The 20245-nt window shown below is 34.2% G+C and carries 22 protein-coding genes; 12 read left to right on the forward strand and 10 right to left on the reverse strand.

All coding sequences use genetic code 11. The annotated features are described in order from the left end of the window. Window positions 1-11: 11 nt before the first annotated feature. The 4 genes from ACM9HF_RS08480 to ACM9HF_RS08495 all read right to left on the reverse strand — a co-directional run bounded on the left by ACM9HF_RS08480 (window position 12) and on the right by ACM9HF_RS08495 (window position 4254). Complete coding sequence (locus ACM9HF_RS08480; RefSeq protein ID WP_473617300.1) at window positions 12-1571, reverse strand: sensor histidine kinase; 1560 nt, start codon at window positions 1569-1571, stop codon at window positions 12-14. Between the two features lie 5 nt (window positions 1572-1576). Continuing rightward, complete coding sequence (locus tag ACM9HF_RS08485) at window positions 1577-2494, reverse strand: ABC transporter substrate binding protein (protein ID WP_473617302.1); 918 nt, start codon at window positions 2492-2494, stop codon at window positions 1577-1579. Between the two features lie 554 nt (window positions 2495-3048). Further along, on the reverse strand, window positions 3049-3453 hold the full coding sequence (locus ACM9HF_RS08490) for a hypothetical protein (RefSeq protein ID WP_473617305.1): 405 nt from the start codon (window positions 3451-3453) through the stop codon (window positions 3049-3051). An 84-nt stretch (window positions 3454-3537) separates the two neighbouring features. Beyond that, window positions 3538-4254, reverse strand: coding sequence for a peroxiredoxin-like family protein (locus ACM9HF_RS08495; protein ID WP_473617308.1), 717 nt, complete (start codon window positions 4252-4254; stop codon window positions 3538-3540). A 163-nt stretch (window positions 4255-4417) separates the two neighbouring features. Here ACM9HF_RS08495 and yegD point away from each other — a divergent pair, with 163 nt between their 5' ends. Further along, on the forward strand, window positions 4418-5773 hold the full coding sequence (gene yegD, locus ACM9HF_RS08500) for a molecular chaperone (RefSeq protein WP_473617311.1): 1356 nt from the start codon (window positions 4418-4420) through the stop codon (window positions 5771-5773). Between the two features lie 22 nt (window positions 5774-5795). Beyond that, window positions 5796-6335 (forward strand): peptide deformylase, encoded by a 540-nt coding sequence (def, locus tag ACM9HF_RS08505; RefSeq protein WP_473617316.1) that lies wholly within the window; start codon window positions 5796-5798, stop codon window positions 6333-6335. 72 nt (window positions 6336-6407) lie between these two features. Here def and ACM9HF_RS08510 read toward each other — a convergent pair whose 3' ends face one another. Further along, window positions 6408-8351 (reverse strand): alpha/beta hydrolase family protein, encoded by a 1944-nt coding sequence (locus tag ACM9HF_RS08510; protein WP_473617321.1) that lies wholly within the window; start codon window positions 8349-8351, stop codon window positions 6408-6410. A 215-nt stretch (window positions 8352-8566) separates the two neighbouring features. Here ACM9HF_RS08510 and ACM9HF_RS08515 point away from each other — a divergent pair, with 215 nt between their 5' ends. Beyond that, on the forward strand, window positions 8567-9154 hold the full coding sequence (locus tag ACM9HF_RS08515; RefSeq protein ID WP_473617324.1) for a TetR/AcrR family transcriptional regulator: 588 nt from the start codon (window positions 8567-8569) through the stop codon (window positions 9152-9154). Window positions 9155-9279: 125 nt separating this feature from the next. Beyond that, a complete protein-coding gene (locus tag ACM9HF_RS08520) occupies window positions 9280-9885 on the forward strand; it encodes an MlaC/ttg2D family ABC transporter substrate-binding protein (protein WP_473617327.1) in 606 nt (201 codons plus the stop codon). 308 nt (window positions 9886-10193) lie between these two features. On the opposite strand, the gene ACM9HF_RS08525 is transcribed toward ACM9HF_RS08520, so the two are convergent. Beyond that, entirely contained in the window at window positions 10194-10652 is a 459-nt protein-coding gene (locus ACM9HF_RS08525) for an RNA methyltransferase (protein ID WP_473617331.1), read from the reverse strand. A gap of 150 nt (window positions 10653-10802) precedes the next feature. Here ACM9HF_RS08525 and ACM9HF_RS08530 point away from each other — a divergent pair, with 150 nt between their 5' ends. Further along, window positions 10803-11315: a YgjP-like metallopeptidase domain-containing protein gene (locus ACM9HF_RS08530; RefSeq protein ID WP_473617335.1), complete on the forward strand. Its 513-nt coding sequence runs from the start codon at window positions 10803-10805 to the stop codon at window positions 11313-11315. Window positions 11316-11347: 32 nt separating this feature from the next. Here ACM9HF_RS08530 and ACM9HF_RS08535 read toward each other — a convergent pair whose 3' ends face one another. Next, window positions 11348-12055, reverse strand: coding sequence for a pseudouridine synthase (locus tag ACM9HF_RS08535; RefSeq protein ID WP_473617339.1), 708 nt, complete (start codon window positions 12053-12055; stop codon window positions 11348-11350). A gap of 201 nt (window positions 12056-12256) precedes the next feature. Here ACM9HF_RS08535 and ACM9HF_RS08540 point away from each other — a divergent pair, with 201 nt between their 5' ends. From ACM9HF_RS08540 to ACM9HF_RS08550, 3 genes are all read left to right on the forward strand, one after another. Beyond that, a complete protein-coding gene (locus tag ACM9HF_RS08540; protein ID WP_473617343.1) occupies window positions 12257-13237 on the forward strand; it encodes a methylenetetrahydrofolate reductase in 981 nt (326 codons plus the stop codon). A gap of 57 nt (window positions 13238-13294) precedes the next feature. Further along, window positions 13295-13921 (forward strand): DsbA family protein, encoded by a 627-nt coding sequence (locus tag ACM9HF_RS08545; RefSeq protein ID WP_473617346.1) that lies wholly within the window; start codon window positions 13295-13297, stop codon window positions 13919-13921. Window positions 13922-13995: 74 nt separating this feature from the next. Then, window positions 13996-14187 (forward strand): hypothetical protein, encoded by a 192-nt coding sequence (locus tag ACM9HF_RS08550; protein ID WP_245825421.1) that lies wholly within the window; start codon window positions 13996-13998, stop codon window positions 14185-14187. Between the two features lie 174 nt (window positions 14188-14361). On the opposite strand, the gene ACM9HF_RS08555 is transcribed toward ACM9HF_RS08550, so the two are convergent. Further along, a complete protein-coding gene (locus ACM9HF_RS08555) occupies window positions 14362-14706 on the reverse strand; it encodes a YajD family HNH nuclease (protein WP_473617352.1) in 345 nt (114 codons plus the stop codon). 232 nt (window positions 14707-14938) lie between these two features. Continuing rightward, entirely contained in the window at window positions 14939-16588 is a 1650-nt protein-coding gene (locus ACM9HF_RS08560) for an electron transfer flavoprotein-ubiquinone oxidoreductase (protein WP_473617356.1), read from the reverse strand. Window positions 16589-16891: 303 nt separating this feature from the next. Between ACM9HF_RS08560 and ACM9HF_RS08565 the strand changes: the two genes are divergently transcribed. The 4 genes from ACM9HF_RS08565 to ACM9HF_RS08580 all read left to right on the forward strand — a co-directional run bounded on the left by ACM9HF_RS08565 (window position 16892) and on the right by ACM9HF_RS08580 (window position 19807). Next, window positions 16892-17644, forward strand: a complete 753-nt coding sequence (locus ACM9HF_RS08565) for an electron transfer flavoprotein subunit beta/FixA family protein (RefSeq protein ID WP_473617359.1) — start codon at window positions 16892-16894, stop codon at window positions 17642-17644. Next, window positions 17641-18567: an electron transfer flavoprotein subunit alpha/FixB family protein gene (locus ACM9HF_RS08570; protein WP_473617363.1), complete on the forward strand. Its 927-nt coding sequence runs from the start codon at window positions 17641-17643 to the stop codon at window positions 18565-18567. The genes ACM9HF_RS08565 and ACM9HF_RS08570 overlap by 4 nt, the downstream gene beginning before the upstream one ends. A gap of 78 nt (window positions 18568-18645) precedes the next feature. Then, a complete protein-coding gene (locus tag ACM9HF_RS08575) occupies window positions 18646-18972 on the forward strand; it encodes an SUI1 family translation initiation factor (protein ID WP_473617366.1) in 327 nt (108 codons plus the stop codon). Between the two features lie 37 nt (window positions 18973-19009). Then, entirely contained in the window at window positions 19010-19807 is a 798-nt protein-coding gene (locus ACM9HF_RS08580; protein WP_473617368.1) for a response regulator, read from the forward strand. A gap of 76 nt (window positions 19808-19883) precedes the next feature. Here the strand turns inward: ACM9HF_RS08580 and ACM9HF_RS08585 are convergent, their stop codons facing one another. Then, window positions 19884-20045: a TyrR/PhhR family helix-turn-helix DNA-binding protein gene (locus ACM9HF_RS08585; protein WP_473617370.1), complete on the reverse strand. Its 162-nt coding sequence runs from the start codon at window positions 20043-20045 to the stop codon at window positions 19884-19886. Window positions 20046-20245 lie beyond the last annotated feature (200 nt).

The following is a 20245-nucleotide window of genomic DNA, read 5'->3' on the forward strand; positions in this document are numbered from 1 at the left end:
TATGTGTGTACCTACTCGATAACTTGGGTAGGTAACTTAACAACAAACACAGACCCTTTACCTAACTCACTTTCTACTCTTATAGTACCATCAATGAGTTCAACAAAACCTTTTGAAATGGCTAACCCAAGCCCTGTTCCACTAAACTTTCTAGATTGACTAGAGTCTACTTGGCGAAACTCTTCAAAAATATAGATTTGCTGTTCTTTCGTTAGCCCTATGCCTGAATCTTTTACAGTAAATTCGATGAAATCTTTAGAACTACTTACAGTGAAGGTTATTTCGCCATTTTCAGTAAATTTACAGGCGTTACTCAATAAATTAATAAGTACCTGTTCAACTTTTTCTTTGTCTGTTTGAAGCGTGCTGACCTTTTGGTTTTGAACAATTAAAAATGTATTATTGTTGCTCAATGCTAAAGGTGAAATGGTATCACTAATCGTTAAAATTAATGCTTCAAGGTCTACTTCTGAAATACTTACATCAACTTTACCTGATTCAACTTTAGCTAAATTCAACAAGCTATTAATCATATTGAGCAATCGTTGAGAGTTTTTAGCGATACGGTCCATATCATCAATTAACTCAAACTGCCCTTCCAGCTCTAATTCTTCTGTAACTAGCTCTCCATACCCGATAATAGATTGAATGGGTGTACGTAATTCATGACTCATGTTCGCGATAAATTCAGATTTATGACGACTTGCCGTCAGTGCTGCATCTCGGGCTTCAATTAATTCAGACGTTCTTACTTTGACTTCGCTTTCAAGCCTATCTCTATGAAGCTTTATATCGTTTTCTTGTTTTTTCAATACTCTCATCATGCTATTAAAGGCATGCGCCATGCTTTTAATTTCTTTAGCACCCGTATTTTCAGCAAACACATATTCCCCCGTAGTTTCAGCTAGCTGCATGGTTACAGCTAAATTACGTAGAGGTATGAATAATTTTACTAATCCAAAATGTAAAACAATACTCAAAATAACGATTGAGATTAAACCAACTAAAGCAATAAGAAGTGTAACTTGGGTTTGCGCCTCAATTAGGTGAGATTTACTATAAAGAACTTCTGCATAGCCGATAACTTCATTAGCAACTTGGGTCTGCTCAAAACCAAGTTCACTACTTTCATCATCATTATTTTCTATTTTTATAAGTATAGGAGAAGTTATAAACCAGAAATCATCGGTTTCAACTGAAATATTACTACTAAGTAAATGAGAATGTCCCGCTTGAATACTTTCAGGAAATTCACCTCGGCTAATAAATGGTTCGTAATTGTCTGACAAAATACGCGCTGCAGAAACTGACTCAAAACCTTGCACTTGCTCCATAGCTTCTTGAGCATTTTGTTCTGAACCGGATAAAACAGAAAATACCGCTTGTTTCGCTAATCCATCAGTTATTTGCATCGCATTTTTTAGCATTAATTGGCGGTATTGTTGATTAACCCCAGACGACGTTACCCAACTCAGTACAAAGATCATTAAGGTAATAGCAATAACGATGAAAATGATAACTTGCGCTTTTATACTGCGCTCAGATAATTTTGACGGTTTCACGTTATCCATATAGCCTACTTAGGAAAAATCAAAGCAAAGTCTGATACGACACTAGGTTGGTAGTTATAACCTAAGTGAGCAGCAGTACGTAAGTTTACCGCAAGTTGAATAGTATTTAATGGTTTAACCACAGCCGACTTCTTATTGCTTTTTAAGGTTTGCATCAAGGTAACGAGTTGCTTACCTAAGTTTTCATTATCTGGCAGTGCAGAAAATAATGCACCTCGTTTGGCATGAGTTGGTTTACTCGAAAAAACGACAATTTTCTTCTCCCAAGCTTTTTCGAGTATTGTGGGCACAATAATTTTTTCATTAGCCGTTATAGGATCTAAAGGCAGCCAAATGGCGATATTTTCTGTTTTAGTTTTTTCAAATAAATCATTGTATGTTTGAACTGCCATTTTCAAATCATCTACATGAATAGCTTTTAATGTTAATCCTTTATTTTTGGCTTCTTCTTTTGCTTCTTCAATCAACCAAGCAGAAGACTTGCTATATACAACGTTTATTACTTTTATTTGGGGAGCTAATTCATTTAGAGAGTTAAACAATGCACTAGGTGAAGCCATCAAACTAACACCTGATAAATGATTAGCTATTAAGGGTAAGGCGCCTATTACTACAGATTTGTCTTGATAGATTTCTTTAGCAATACTCATTCCGCGTTTACCAAGAGCAATAACTTGTTTTGTTGAAATGTTTTTTGAAACTTGCTGACTATCAAAGGTACGAGAGAGTTTTAATGTAATAATTTCACCTTTAAATTCTGCTCTAACCCCCTCAATTATTTGAGAAAATATCTTATCGTAAGGAGCGTTTACATCAGGGTATATTACAGTAACTTTATTTACTTCATCACTAAACGAATAACTACTCAGAAAGAGTAATGATAATAAGATACAATAAATAAATATGTTTTTTGTATAAGTCATTAAATCTCTAGCACTAATTAAAAAATATTAATTCGCATTTCCATAAGATGAAGGTACGTTTTTTCAATGAAAAAGTCCTTTTAATACCTAAACACTTCCAGCAGTAAGTATATAATAATACTCTTATTATCTTACTATATAACCTCCGTTCGCGTTAAGTTATTTTGCTTATTAATAATATTTAATCCCCGATCAAGAGTATATTGTCCTCGTTGGGTCAATAATGAGTCTTAACAAACTATTTTACTCATTTTCTAATGATAAGTTTTTATTCTTAATCACTATACCTGTTACCACTCAAGAGGCTATTTCAGAGTGCTTGAGCGATATCAATTCAAGGCAATGCTTTGTAATAATGGTTACTCCCTTATAAAAAGCATTAACGAAGAAGTGATTTTGCTCAAGCGCTTCTTCGATGGGTCTAAAAACAATTTATGCTACGTTATTAATTTTAGTCAGGTTCCTACATGGATGTAGACCTTAGATTTTGTTTGGAACGTAAAATATGTGCCTAAATTGTTTTTAGTTCCCACTGAAACCTGCATCTTGAATGGTTACGGGTATATAAGTTTTGATAGTTTTTCAACTTGTGCCAATTCTTCTAATGTTAATTCTCCATATCCTTTAGGGTAAGGCCAACCATATCCCCATCTAAAACTTGTGGGTAAATAGGGAGTACCTCCAACTCTTACCCCTGATAACATCAACATTGCAATTTTAGGCTTGCCAACTTTAGTGACACAGCGCTTTAATTCAAGATCAGATGCCATACGTTGATCAAAAGTGCCACCTTTCCAATAATCAAAATCATGTTTTTCACAACATGCTAACCAAAGCTTCTGCTGTTTCAAAGTTCCATCCGGAAAAGCACTGCAACCATCACTTGTAAAAGGCTTTAACGTATCAGCGCCAGCACTTAAAAAGCTCATCAAGGTAAGAAGTATATAGATATATTTCATTTTTTTACTCTAAAAACAAAAACGCTTTTTAGTTTACCTAAAAAGCGTTTTATATAAGATTTTTTTCTAATAAAAATTATATTATTAAAGTTCAGACAATGCCTTAATAATATCAGCCGATTCCATACGAACTTTATAATCTGTTTGTGCTGTCATAGCTCTCACTATTCCTTTAGTGTCAATAACAAAGGTACCAGGCACTGGTAATGCCGTACGACCTTCCCCATTAAAGTCTTCTAAATCTAAACCATGCTTTTTGTATAATTCAACCAAGGCCTTAGGAACTTCAAAATACAATTTGTAGTCTTTCATAACTTGATAGTCTAAATCGCTTAACACTTCAAACGGGTAACCTTCTTTCTTAAATTGCGCTTCTGATTTATCAGGTGTTTGAGGAGTAATAGTAACTAGTTGTGCATTATATTTTTCAAACTCGGGTAAGTTCTCTTTTAATGAACGCAACTGCATATTACAGTATGGGCACCATGCTCCACGGTAAAACACTAAAACGACAGGACCTTTAGCTAATGCACCTTCTAAAGTAATGTTTTCACCTTGTGAGTTTTTTAAAGAAAAGCTTGGGGCTTTTTCTCCTACTTGAATACCCGGATTAGGCAATGCTTTTGCTAGGTTATCGCTAGCATCTTGCATCATTTGTTTTTCTTCCGAAGTCCAAGAAGATTTTTTCTTTTTCATCTTTTCTATTTTTTCATCAATAGACTTTTTATAACTTGCTGTATCTTGATATGCTTGAGCACTAAACACAGACAAGATTAAAGATAAAATAAGTAATGAACGCATTTTGTTCCCTTTTATTTTTAGTAAATTTTTTAATATTCATGAATAATTTTATTCATTCTGATCCTCAACAAAACTAAGCTAATACGGCTAAGCATTAATTCTCACTTGCACATACTACATATCATCAGTATCCTACGCGATTTTTTAAACGTAGGTACAGCATATGATCGGTTTTGATTACGGCACATCAAATTGCGCAGTGGGCGTAATGCAAAACGGTGTTCCATCTATATTATCTTTAAACGAACACGGAAAATATGTTGCCTCTACTTTATATGCACCAAGCAGAGAAGTTATTGTAAGTTGGCTTCTCAAACAGTTGACCGAAGAAGAGCAAGTATTATTTCAAGCACAGCGTAAAGTTCAACTACAAAAGAGTAACAGTGTTTTACGAGAGTTAAAACAAGATGGCATTTCATCTGACTTGTTTTTTGGTCAACAAGCATTACAGGCTTATTTAGCCGACCCCGAAGAAGGTTATTACATTAAGTCACCTAAATCCTTTTTAGGAGCAAGTGGCTTATATCCTCAGCAAGTACAATTATTTGAAGATATTGTTGCCGCTATGATGGCAAATATAAAAAACTTAACGGAACAATCATTAGGTAGAGAAATAACTCAAACAGTTATTGGTCGTCCTATTAACTTTCAAGGCTTAAAAGGCGAAGAAAGCAACCAACAAGCGATCACCGTATTAACTAATGCAGCTAAACGTGTAGGATTTAAAGATGTAGAGTTTCAATATGAGCCTGTTGCCGCTGGTTTTGAATTTGAATCGACTTTAAGTAAAGAAACTAAAGTGCTTGTTGTTGATATAGGCGGTGGAACAACTGATTGCTCAATGCTATTGATGGGACCAAACTTATGTGATCTCGATAATAGGACTCATCATTTACTTGGGCATTGCGGTGAACGCATTGGCGGTAACGACTTTGATATTGGTTTAGCATTAACGGGAATAATGCCCGAGTTAGGACTTAAAAGTTTTTTGAAGTCTGGCAAACCTATGCCAGTAAACTCCTTTTACCAAGCACTGGCTATTAATAAAATTAATGAACAAAGTGAATTTTACAGTAGTGAAAATCAACGTTTCCTTAAAGAATTAATACGTGATGCACAACAGCCAGAGCTAATAAGTAGACTACTTAAAGTACAACAAGAAAAACTCAGTTATCGACTCGTTAATGGTGCAGAACAGGCTAAAATTGGTTTAACTGATTATGACGAACATACGATTGAGCTTACTGACTTAGATAATTCGTTAAAAAGCATAGTAACTAAAGACACATTACTTGCAGGCATAGCCCGCGAACTAAAAGGTATTGCTCATTTAATGCATGAAGCGGTAGCCCAATCAGGCCATCAACCCGACGTAATATTTGTTACAGGTGGTACCGCACAGTCTCCTGTACTTAATGAATTTTTCAAGAAGCAATTTAAAGATACGCCCATAGTATTAGGTGATAATTTTGGTAGTGTAACGGCAGGATTAACTCGATGGGCCAATAAAATTTTTTAATTATACGAAAAGGATTAATAACTTGAATAACTCCGTTGAAATTCTCCAACTAGGTAATCCTGTTCTAGCTCAAATAGCACCGTCTGTTGAAAACATACTATCTGACACCACTCAACAGACCATTGATATAATGCTAACCACAGTAGCTAAAGCAGGAGGTGTAGGTATTGCAGCACCTCAAATCAATATTAGCCAACGTATATTTATTATGTGTTCAAAGCCCAACAAACGCTATCCTGAAGCTCCGCTTATGGAACCAACCGCTATTATTAATCCAGAAATATTAACTACCAGCAAAGAACAAGAAAAAGATTGGGAGGGCTGTTTAAGCGTGCCATCAATAAGAGGCTTAGTTCCTCGGTATAAAATCATTAACGTTAGCTATTTTGACCTAAAGGGAAATAAGCATAATAAAGAATTAACTGGCTTTTTAGCGCGTATTTTTCAGCACGAAATGGATCATTTAGATGGATTAACTTTTATTGACAGAGTGGAATCAGTTAAAGACTTATGTAGCGAAACCGAGTGGTATAAACAATATGTGGATATCAACTCAAAATAAATAATAAAGGTGAATTAAAACGAAAGGGAGCACTTTACCCCCCCTTCGTTTTAATTAATTTTTATACTATTTTCAACCTAAATATTTATCTAAAAACTCTGAGATTAATTTCATCGCGTCTTGCCTATTGACCGCGTCATCTAAATTATGAGTTCCATATTCATACACTTGAATCTCAACATCTTTTTTCGAATGTTTCAATGCATCATACATGTCTTTAGATTGATAATAACTAACAACGGTATCTACCTTTCCGTGAATTAATAGTACGGGAGTTTTAAACTCTTTAGCATGATTGACGGGAGATAACCTTTCAAAGGCAGCTTCATCTTCAGTAACTGCATTATCTATATAGTTCCTATTCCCCCATTTTTTCCAATCAGCTAAAGTCAGTTCCATATTTGCGGTTCCTGCAATGCTTACAATACACTTAAACAGATCTGGAGTTTGATATCCTGCCGTGAGTGCTGCATACCCACCATAGCTAGCGCCAACAATACATGCTTTATCAGTATTAGCCCTTTTACTTTGCTTCAACCAATTAAATGCATCAATCAAGTCGGTTTGCATTTTACCGCCCCACTCGTGATAACCAGCCGTACGATACGCATTACCATATCCAGTAGAGCCTCTATAATTAACCTGAAGTACAGCATATCCTTTGCTCGCAAACATTTGTACAAACGGATCAAAATATTGACTATCTCTTGCAAAAGGACCACCATGTGGAAATAAAACAACAGGGGGATTTGTAACATTATCAGGTAAAGTTAAATATCCATGGAGTTTTAGACCATCCCTTGCTACAAAATCAATAGGCTGAACACTTGCTAATTTAGCATTTTCTAAATCAGGGTATTGCGAATACCATACGCTTAGTTTTTTCTTAACTTTATCATAAGTAAAAAACTTACCTGGTGATTTATCGCTAACGGCATAAATCAAATACCTTGTTTTACTTTCGCTCCAATCATAAAGGTTTGCTTTTAAATTGTTTTTTTCAAAAATCTGACTAATTTGTAAAGCTAACTGATTACTGTTTTCATCAAAATAAACACGCTTTATAAAATTATTATTATATGTAAACCCTATTAATTTTTTAATATTTCCAGATCGTTTTATTATTGGCCCAGATACATCTAAGTTTTCAGGAGCTTCAGCAATTAATGTATATTCGGATGTTTTAATATTAAAACGCCAAAGGGCTTTTTTATTGAACTTATAATCAGACAATACAATAATAGAATCTTTTTCTGGTTCAAACAATATTGGTTCAAACGTCTCTGTCTTGTAGGCCTCATAAGATTTAACCATTAGCCAATCAGAATTTACATCTTTACGAACATATATATACCTTGTCTTTTTTTTATAATTATCATCAACCCCAATGCCCAATAACACCTCGCCTGAAGGAGTTACTCCCCATGAAACTATTCGATTTTTGTTAGGTATATATTTTTCAAACTCGCCATTTGTAACGTTTACTTTAAATATTGAAGAGTAGTTATTATCTCTAGGATCTCTTATTGTCACTAAAATATGCTTTTCATCATTATGCAATAAGCTTAATAAATCAGGACTGTTTCGATAAAAATCTTGTTTCTTTTTACTTTTTGATCTTTTTCTTAATTCAAAAACATCACTACCATCTAAGTTTGCTGAATATAAATGATTCGTTCTAACTCGAACATTCCAGTCATCGATATATAATGGTTGTGACACTTCAATAAGTAGCCTTTCATTATTTGCCCAATTAAGTTGATGTAAGCGATATTTTTTGGCTCCTAATTGTAATACGACCTTCATTTTACTTTTATCATCAAAAGGAAAAATAGCAACTTGTGTATTTTCTCCTTGATTGAGTATTACCGCAATATTTTTACCATCTGGAGATATTGTAGGAATTTCAACCATAGGCATTTGATTAAAATATTCTAATGGAACACTAGCATTTTTAGCCATTAAAACAGGGGATAAAAAGAGACAGAAAAAGAAAGGGAATAAATTTTTGAACATAAATAACATCCTTGTTTTTATAGAAATAAATATGTATCGAATACTCAGCTATAAATGTAAATAAATCAAGTTAAGGCCATTAAAATTAATAAGTATTTTATAATTGACACGTAACATTTCACATTTATTTTACAACCGACCAAGTGGTCTGTTAACATAGGTTTAAGTTGTACTCGATATTCGTATACATTTTAAATGTAAATTAGGTTGTAAATATGAGAGACGCAGAGCAAACCAGACAAAAAATATTAGATGTTAGCGCTGATGAAATTCATAAACATGGTTTCACCGCTACAAGTTTGTCAGTAATTTTAAACAGATGTGAAATATCTAAAGGTGCTTTATATCACCATTTTGCTAATAAAATGGAATTAGGGTATGCCGTATTTGAAGAAATATATACACCAATGTTTTTAAACACTTGGTTACCCGCTGTAAACAACGAAGATCCTATTGAAGGTCTTTGTGCGTTTTTCAGTGAAATGAGTGTAAATATGAGCTGCGATGAATTGATATGTGGTTGCCCACTTAACAATTTATGCCAAGAAATGGCTGGGGTTGATGAAGGTTTCAGACTACGAATTTTAGATCTGCAACTACAGCTTAATCAACTTATTTCAGATAGTTTACGTAAAATAGAAAAACAACTTCGAAATGATATTGACTATAGTCAGGTCTCTTACTTTATCGTTTCTACCTTTCATGGTTCAACCAGTTTAAGTAAAAGCTCGCGAAATAAAGAGTTATTTGAACATGTTATGAACGAGCTATGTAAATACCTAAGAAACTTAAAACACAGTTAACGTTATTTAAACCTTAGTATCTATAACATAAAAATATATACAAATTACTTTTTATTACTAGCAGACCGAGCGGTCGGTATGCTAGTATTACTACAATATAAATTTACCGTTATTAAGGCGCATCCATGAAAAACTTAATTTCTATTTTCTCATTTGTTTTTACACTATTTATTAGTGCCTCTGTTTTATCTGCTGAAGTTTCTCCATATAAAGTAATAGAAAGTGTCGGTAATAATTTATTTACGCGCATTGCTAATAACCAGCAAGAAATTGAGAAGTTCCCAGATCTAATGAGAAACATTGTTGATGAAGAACTTATGCCTCATATCGATTATAAATATGCTGCTTATAAGATTTTAGGTAAAAACTTAAGATCTACATCTAAAGAGCAACGAGAAGATTTTGTAGTTTCTATACGTCAATATTTAATACGCACTTATGCTAATGCTTTAACGCAGTATAAAAACCAAAAAGTTATTTTTGAGAAAGAAAAAAGTACTGAAGGTCAAAAAATAGTTTCTGTTGGCACACAAATTATTGATGGTAACCGTCCTACTATTGATATTAATTTTAAGTTACGTAAAAACCCAAAAACACTTGAATGGAAAGCATACGACATGGTTGTTGAAGGAATTTCATTACTTTCAAGTAAGCAAGCAGAGTTAAGTCAACGCATTGCTAAAGAAGGTATTGAGCAAGTTACATTAGAACTAGCTTCAATAACTAAATAACCTTAACTCGGTTTAAGAGATGTTTAACAAATTGAAATATATATAACAAAAAATATTTTTATTGAGCCTCTAGCTTGATAGTTTTTCTTGATTCAAGGCAAATTTCGCGTCAATAGCTGGTCTATTGCAAGTAAATTTAACGCAGAAATTAGGAAAAATAGCTGCTAGAGAAGCATTTGTTAAGCCAAGTTCAGGTTAAATATCAATTCAGAGTTTCCCTATTAAGAATTCATTGTTCGCTGTAATTCTTGGTCCCCATTAAGTTTTTAATGGGGATTTTTTTATCTCTTATTTTTATACCAATCGCATTAATGATTAGAAAAATCATCACCTTTTGCCATTCTGTCGTACAAAATAACATTTACAGTTGCCGCTAAGTTCATACAACCATTAGTGGGTATATAAATAGTTTCTCGACAAAAATCAGTAATGTGTTTTTTTAACGTGCCATCTTCTGGGCCAAAAATGTAAAAAGCTCTAGGTGGATGTTTATAGTTAACTAGCGATTTAGCCCCTTCAACCAATTCAACGGCTACTGGCACACAATCTAATGGAATGGTATTTTTTAAGTCTTCAACACCAATTAATGGAATGTCTAAATGAACTTTATTTTTATCGGTGTAAAACGCTTTAGCTAAATCGTATCGTTTACCTGTGTAATAAACCGAATGTACACCGTAACAACCTGAAGCTCGCATCACTGATCCTACGTTCTCTGGTGATTTAGGATTAAATAATCCAATGCATGCGTATCCTTTTTTACTCATTTTAAACAACTCATTTTATTTATTAATTTACTAGCCAACTTAGAACGGCGAGATTATACCTATTTTTGATTCTGAAAACATGTAAGCCACATAGATAGTTGTTAATATAAAACATATAATGCTGCTAAGTTTTAAGCTAAATAATTTATTATGACTACGCCATTAAAATACCTTTCTGCATACTCACCTGAGATTAAAGATAAAATTCAAATAATGTTGAATGAGAACACGTTAAAAACGTTTTTACTCAATAAATACCCTACCCCTCATACGATTTATAATGATAAAGCCTTGAGGGAATATGTAATGAATATAAAAAATCAATATTTGAAAAAATCGAATCCTTTAAGTCAAATAAAGTACGATGATAAAATTCACGTGATTAATAATGCGTTAGGATTACATACTTATGTGTCTAGGGTACAAGGTAGCAAGCTAAAAAGTAAAAATGAGTTAAGAGTTGGTAGTATGTTTAAAGTCGCTCCAGAGCCTTTTTTACAAATGATAGTGGTGCATGAATTAGCACACTTAAAAGAAAAAAATCATGATAAGCCGTTTTATAAGCTCTGCGAGCACATGTTGCCTAATTATCATCAATTAGAATTTGAATTACGCGTATATTTAACTCAGCTTGAATTGAAAGGCCCTGTGTATGGTGAGTAAGCTATGTTTATGTTGATTTAAATAACAATAGTTTATCGGTTAAAAATATTTTTTACTTCATCAGCCGTTAATTCGCGGCTTTCGCCAGCTTGTAAATTTTCATCTAATAACAAACTCCCTATTTTACTGCGATGTAACGCCATAACTTGATTTTGAAAACGGCCAAACATGCGCTTAATTTGATGATACTTTCCTTCCATTAAAATAACTCGAGCAATATAGTCAGATTCAATAGTGAGTTCAGCGGGTTCTGTTGTTATATCTTCATAGCCAAAATACATACCTTGTTTAAAAGCCTCAATGTAATCGCTTGTTAATTTGTTTTTTAAGGTAACATGATACACTTTAGGTACTTTACTGTTGGGTAATGTTAAACGTTCAGACCAACTACTGTCGTTAGTTAAGAGCATTAAACCTGAAGTATTGAGATCTAAACGACCAACAATATGTAGATCTTCTTTAAATGAAAAAGATAATAAGTCGATTACCGTTTTATGAAGCTTATCTTTAGTCGCACTTACCACACCTATAGGCTTATTCAGCATAATGTAGGATGGTTTATAATCTTGTAAGACCTTATCGCTAACTTTTATAAACGAGAACTTATTTATTTGGAGGGCCGCATCAGTAATAACAACCCCATCTACTTCAACTTTATTCTGCGCTAAAAGCAGCTTAACGTCTCGTTTATTAATAGCTAATGCGGAGCTTATAAATTTATCAACCCTGCTTTTTTCCATTACCTTTCTTTACTCTACTGTAGGTTCTAGTTGTCATTACAACAAATAATATCAGTATCAAAAGTAAATCGCATAACTCTGACACTTAAAAACACATAGCTAATATCCAATTAATGCATTAACTCGATGAATGAACCTTGACAAATTTTAGAAACTGTAAGACTATATAGACGTCTAAACGTCTATAAAAGAATTTAACTTGTGAAAACAGAATCTGAATTAAAAGCACGATACAACGATATTCACCGAGGTGTTTATTTTATTGGTACAACTCCTCCTAAAAGTGACACACCACTTGAAGAAGTTGAAAGCATAGCAAATAAATTATTAGAGCGTGTAAGCGATATAGATTTTGATGGTTTAATTGTATACGACATTCAAGATGAAAACTCACGCACGAATAAACCACGACCGTTTCCTTTTAAATCGACCCATGATCCTCGATTATATTCATCACTGTTAAACAAAAAGTCTAATCGCCCAGTGATTACTTATAAAAGTGTTGTTCAATCAAACGCTGACGACTTTAATTTGTGGGCAAGTGAAGCTTGGGAAAAATATGGCGTTAAAGATATCGTGTTAGTGGGCAGTCCATCTAAAAACAACACGATATCTCTTTCTTTAAAAAATGCTTACAACACACTAGTTTGCAATGAAAATAATTTTTTTATTGGTGGTGTAACCATAGCTGAACGCCACGTAAGTAAAGGTAATGAACACCAAAGATTAATTGAGAAACACCAACAAGGTTGTAACTTTTTTATCTCACAAGCGATTTATAACCCACAAGCAACAATTGATATGCTGACTCGCTATGCCATTGAATGTAAAGAGCAAGGCTTAAAACCACAGCGTTTAATATTGACTTTTTCACCTTGTGGTAGTCAAAAAACGTTAGAATTTATTGATTGGTTAGGTGTAAGTGTTCCTGAGGCAACAAGTTTGCGTATACTAAATGCTAACAACTCGTTATATGAATCTATCCGTATTTGTTCAAACAGTTTACAGCAAATTTTAGATGCTATATTACCTTACGACTTACCTTTAGGCTTAAATATTGAAAGTTTAACCAATCGTAAAGAAGAGATTGATGGCTCAATTCTGCTTTATAAACTATTACGCTCAAAAATGGAAAACTACTTAGCTAAAAAAGAACTTAATCTATTAATTAGCAAAGTTTAATCTGTAACAATTAATTTTCATATCGGCTACCGAGCGATTAAATCATAAGGACTTATTTTGGATAAAATACTTATTTATGTTCATGATCCTATGTGTAGCTGGTGCTGGGGATTTGAACCCGTTAGAAAGAAACTTTTTAACAGTTTACCGCCTGCAATTATCATTAAGCGATTTGTTGGCGGCTTGGCTTCAGACTCTCATGATCCTATGCCAAAACAAATGCAAACTATGCTACAAAACACATGGCGTAAAATAGAACAGACAATTCCTGGTACTGAATTTAATTATGATTTTTGGACTAATTGTCAGCCAAGACGTTCAACTTACCCTTCAAACCGTGCTGTTATTGCTGCTCGCCAGCAAAGCTCTGAATACGATGAATTAATAACACACCGCATTCAACAGGCTTATTACACTGAAGCTAAAAACCCATCAGATGAAAGTACTTTAATTGAATTAGCCAAAGAAATAGGATTAAACGTAGAACAATTTACTCAAGACATTCAGTCAGAAAAAATCGATGAATTATTCCAACAAGAGCTAAACTACACACGAAAGTTAGGTATGAATAGTTTCCCAAGCTTAGCGTATCAAGTAGGTAATAAAGCGTATTCTATACAGTTAGACTACAATAATATGGAAAGCATGTTAGACCAAATCAAACAAATTGATCAATTAAGCTAATATCGATTTATTAGTGAGGTTGATATAGCTTATCTGCTTATTATAAAGCACAAGGAGTTACTTTGAAGCTAATAATGAAAACTGAATTTGATAATCTTAGATTAAATACAGATCATCAATATGACGTAGATAACAATGGCGACAAGCATGTAGTCAAGATATATTGCAATAACCAACTTATCGCAAAAAAAATCAAACTTAAAAAGTCGATCCGCTTTTTTGGTGCAGAGGGTTATCAAAAGCATTTAACTGATACTGAAGAGTAACCTCCCTATTTACAGCGAATAAAAACAATTGAAGCCTAGCTGCTAAGTTGAAAGTAGGCTTCTCAATCCGTCTAAACTTCCTATATATACCAATCGCAATAACCAATTGATCATTTATACTCGTCTAAAATAGCTCAATTCATTAACGCGTTTGGTATTATATATTTTTAAATTCTATTTTTTTAACATAGATTTTAAATCAGCAAATGGATTATAAGTGGCTTGTTCTTGCTGGCTATCGCCCGGTTTAACTTCAGTACTATAATTCGCATGATCTGTGTATTTAGCATGTTCATTATCATGGCAATAGATACATAAGAGCTCCCAATTAGAACCATCATTAGGATTGTTGGTGTGGTCGTGATCGATATGATGAACCGTTAATTCTCTAATATTAGAATATTCAAATTCTCGAGCACAACGTCCACAAACCCAAGGATATAATTTTAATGCTCTATCTCTGTAGCCTTTTTCTTGGCTTTTATAATTAGCACTAGTGCCGTATCTATCTGAGGACATACTCTACTCTCTTATTTCTTTTTATGATTTCTTCTCACACCAATTAATGCAAAGTCATCATCTTTATAAGTCTTTAAGGGGATTATATAACTACCTAATGAAAAACAAACAATTAATTTGGTGTTAATTGACGTAATAAATATAGAGACTCTTCAAGCGACACATATAAAAAAGCCCACTTAAAATTAATTAAGCAGGCTGTTATTAATAAAAATTGTTAGACATGATGAAATTACATATTCGGATAATTTGGTCCACCCGTACCTTCTGGTGTTACCCAAGTAATGTTTTGACTTGGATCTTTAATATCACAGGTTTTACAGTGAATACAGTTTTGTGAATTAATAACAAACTTATCACCTTCACTTGTCGATTCAATTTCGTAAACGCCAGCAGGACAATAACGCTGTGCGGGCTCTGCATATTTAGCTAAGTTTACACTAATAGGAATACTGGCATCGGCAAGTTTTAAATGGCATGGTTGCTCTTCAGCATGATTGGTATTTGATATAAATACCGAAGATAGTTTATCAAAACTAAGTACGTTATCAGGCTTAGGGTAATTAATTACCGGTGCATCCGCCGCAAGTTTAAGTTGCGCATGATCTAAAGAATCGTCTTTAAAGTTAAAAGGTAATTTACCGCCAAAAAAGTTTTGATCAATTGTGTTATACGCACCACCTACAAAGGTACCAAACTTATGCATAACAGGGCCAAAATTACGCGTTTTATAAAGTTCGTCGTATAACCACGAAGCTTTAATTTTATCAGTAAACGAGGTAAGGTCTTTTCCGCCTTCATCGCCTGCTGAAATGGCCTCAAAAATAGCTTCGGCGGCAAGCATACCTGATTTCATAGCGGTATGATTACCTTTGATTTTAGCGTAATTAATTGTTCCAGCATCGCAACCAACAAGTAAGCCACCCGGCATTGTCATTTTAGGTAAAGAATTCAAACCACCTTTTGCCATAGCACGAGCACCGTAAGATACGCGTTTACCACCTGCTAAATATTGACTAATTTGGGGATGATGCTTATAACGCTGAAATTCATCAAATGGACTTAAATGTGGATTGCTGTAACTTAAATCAATAATCAAACCAACAAACACTTGATTATTTTCTGCATGATATAAGTAGCCACCGCCGTTAGTATCTGACTCTAAAGGCCAACCAGCACTATGTATCACTAAACCTTCTTGGTGTTTTTCTGGTGCTATATCCCAAATTTCTTTAAAACCAATACCATAATGCTGAGGTGAAGAATCAGCATCTAAACCAAACTTAGCAATCAATTCTTTACCTAAATGTCCGCGACAACCTTCAGCAAAAACGGTATATTTCGCGCGTAATTCCATACCCGGCTCAAATGAATCTTTAGGGTTACCTTCTGCATCTAACCCCATATCCCCCGTAATAATCCCTGCTACGCTATTATCATCATTATAAATAACTTCTTGAGCTGGAAATCCAGGAAAAATTTCAACACCTAATTGCTCTGCTTGTTCTGCTAACCAACGACATATATTGCCCATACTTACAATAAAGTTACCTTCGTTATGCATTGTTTTAGGCACAGCAATGTTAGGTAATTTAATAGCTTTTTCTTCACCAGTGAAATAGTAAATATCATCACCTGTTACAGCTGTGTTTAATGGTGCGCCTTTTTCTTTCCAATCGGGAAATAATTCATTCATCGCTGTAGGTTCGAATACAGCACCAGACAGAATATGAGCGCCAACCTCAGAGCCTTTCTCTACGACGCACACCATTAATTCTTGTTCATTTTTTTGTGCAAGTTGCATAAGTTGACATGCTGTAGCTAAACCTGATGGCCCTGCTCCAACAATTACAACATCAAACTCCATAGATTCACGTTCCATAATATCCCCCTGAAAAAATAGACAATCAAATTATTTCAAACACTCGTTTGATTTTCAAACACCTGTTTGATAATATCAACAATTATAGATAAATGGTATGTAAATACTATCTTGTAATGAAATATTTACTGAGAAAGTTTTTTATCGCTTAGTTTACATTGCGTGATTTACACAATATAGCTAAGCTTCGCTTACTCTACACAGCTAATTTTTCAAACAATCTTTGTATTAGCGACTAAGATTAAACATAGAAAAATTTAAATACTTAATAATTACAAACAACATGCACCATCAGAGGCTACGATGAAAATATTAGTACCTATAAAACGTGTAATTGATTACAACGTAAAAGTTCGCGTTAAAGCAGACCATTCAGATGTTGATCTTGCTAACGTAAAAATGTCACTTAACCCTTTTTGTGAGATTGCAGTAGAAGAAGCTGTTCGTCTTAAAGAGGCTGGAACAGCAACTGAAATTGTAGTGGTTTCTATTGGCAATAAATCTTGCCAAGAACAACTCAGAACCGCATTAGCGCTGGGTGCTGATCGTGCAATACATATTGATACTGAAGAAAAATTAGAATCAATCAATGTTGCTAAGTTACTTCAAAAAATCGTTGAAGAAGAACAACCTCAATTAGTTATTTTAGGTAAACAGTCTATTGATAGCGACAATAACCAAACAGGCCAAATGCTTGCAGCCCTAACAGGTATGGCACAAGGTACATTTGCTTCAAACGTTGTTGTTGAAGGTGATAAAGTTAATGTTACTCGTGAAGTAGACAGCGGTTTACAAACCGTTGCGTTAAATTTACCTGCAATTGTAACAACTGACCTTCGTTTAAATGAACCACGCTATGCTAAATTGCCAGACATAATGAAAGCTAAGCGTAAGCCTTTAGATGTTAAAGCTGCAGCTGATTTTGGTATTAACTTAACACCTCGCAGTAATGTTATTAAGGTAACTCCACCAGCAGAGCGTCAAGCAGGTATTGTTGTTAGTAGTATTGATGAATTAATTGAAAAATTAAAAAATGAAGCGAAGGTGATCTCATGAGTATTCTAGTATTTGCAGAGCATGATAACAAAAGCTTAAAAGCAGACACTTTAAAAACTGTAGCGGCCGCTCAAGCCATTGGTGGCGATATTCATATACTTGTTGCTGGCTCAAATTGTGCTGATGTTGCAACTGAAGCAGCAAAAGTAAATGGCGTAAGTAAAGTTTTAGTTGCTGATAATGCCGCTTATGAACACCAACTAGCAGAAAACATTAGTTTACTTGTAACCGAACTTGCTACTGATTATGACTACATTTTAGCAACAGCATTAACAACGGGTAAAAACTTTATGCCTCGCGTTGCTGCTTTATTAGATGTCGCTCAAATTTCAGATATTATTGCTGTTGAGAGTGCTGATACTTTTGTACGACCTATCTATGCTGGTAACGCTATTGCTACAGTGCAAAGCTTAGACAGTAAAAAAATAATCACTGTTAGATCTACAGGTTTCGATCCTGTTGCTACCGACGGTAATGCTGAAGTAGTTGCTATTGATTCAGTTCAAGATGCAGCTATTTCATCACACGTTAGTGACGAAATATCTAAATCAGAACGTCCAGATTTAGGTGCGGCTAACATCGTTATTTCTGGAGGTCGCGGTATGCAAAATGGTGAAAACTTTGCATTGCTTGAAGGTATTGCTGATAAACTAGGAGCCGCTATTGGTGCTTCTCGTGCTGCTGTTGATGCAGGCTTTGTACCTAACGACATGCAAGTTGGGCAAACAGGTAAAATTGTTGCTCCTAACTTATACATAGCTGTTGGTATTTCTGGTGCTATTCAGCATTTAGCAGGCATGAAAGACTCTAAAATTATTGTTGCTATTAACAAAGATCCTGAAGCTCCTATTTTCCAAGTAGCAGATTATGGTTTAGTGGCAGACTTATTTGATGCTTTACCGGAATTAGAAAGTAAACTATAAAATTTATTATTCTCGCCGTATAATAAAGCCACTAATATGTGGCTTTTTTTATATTTAAAAATCAATAACTAGGTATTTATGAACGACAATAACTCAACTTTGGTCTACTCTACTGATAGCGGAAGGATTAAAGAACAAGATAAAAGCAATACAATTACCCCGTCAGATGGTTTTGCAAAAGTAAGGCGTGAAACCAAAGGACGTAAAGGAAAAGGTGTAATTACTATTTCAGGTTTGGGTCTTGATACTGCTGCATTAAAAGATCTTGCGAAAAAATTAAAGAAAACCTGTGGGACCGGTGGTAGTGTTGTTGGCGAAGTTATTGAAGTTCAAGGCGACAAAAGGGATACTATCAAGCAAGTACTTGAAAAAAATGGTTTTAAGGTTAAATTTGTTGGTGGTTAAATAGCACTAATAAATTGTGTTCATTTAAAGGAAAAACATGACAACAATGAATCCGAGTGACATCTCTATTTTAGTAGTAGAGCCATCAGATACTCAACGAAAAATAATTACCAATGAGCTGAAAAAGCAAGGTGTTACTGAATTATCATCAGCAAAAACAGTAAGCGAAGCATTAAGTATTGTTGAGCGTCATTCCTACGACTTAATTACTAGTGCTATGTATTTTGATGACGGTACTGCATTAGATCTTCTCAAAAAAATCCGAGCAAACGATAAGATTTCTGATACCGCTTTTATGCTAGTAAGTAGCGAACATAAGAGAGAGAGTTTAGAAGAATTTAAACAGTCTGGAGTTATTGCATTACTTCCTAAACCTTTTACCCACGATCATCTCGCAGCAGCGATTAATACAACGATTGATTTATTATCTGTTGATGAGTTAGAACTAGAACATTTTGATGTTCACGAAATTAGAGTATTACTTGTGGATGACAGTCGTTTAGCCCGTAATCACATTAAACGCGTGCTAAACAACCTAGGTATGATGAAAGTAACTGAAGCTGTAGATGGTCAACAAGCAATAAACTTGTTACAAGACAATATGTTTGACCTCATCGTAACTGATTATAATATGCCAGAGGTAGATGGAAGAGAATTAACCCGTTATGTTCGTGAACAAAGCCAACAATCACACTTACCTATTTTAATGGTAACCAGTGAAAGTAATGATACTCACCTTGCTAACATTGAACAAGATGGCGTCAATGCACTTTGTGACAAACCCTTTGAGCCTCAAGTGGTTAAGCAGATTTTATATAAACTTCTTGAGCATTAAGCTCCCTAGTTTCAATAGCTTGATTCATTATTACCTTATTAATAACTAATTTATTAATAAGGTATAAATTAGCTTTTCAATATCCCATATTTTTTAACTTTCTCGCTATTTTATTATGGAATACTTCTAATCGTTGAGCTAACAAACGCGTAGTAGAAAACTCAAGATAAAGATTAATGAGTAAATTACACTCAAAGTTTTCTTTTTCATATTCCCAATTACCATAAGAAATAAGCATATCAGTAGGGTTAGTATATATACCACCTCAAGATGCTCGTTTCAGGACGACTGAATGGATCATGATCAAGGCGCATATTTTTATTAATGGTTACTCCCTTAAAAACAGATGGAACAATGATCATGGTTTCCTCATCCGTCTCTGAAAGTCTGTTTTATAAACGTTTTACACGGTGTTATTGATTTCGAGAATGTTCCGAC

Source organism: Colwellia sp. RE-S-Sl-9, assembly GCF_048296855.1.
GTDB lineage: Bacteria > Pseudomonadota > Gammaproteobacteria > Enterobacterales > Alteromonadaceae > Pseudocolwellia.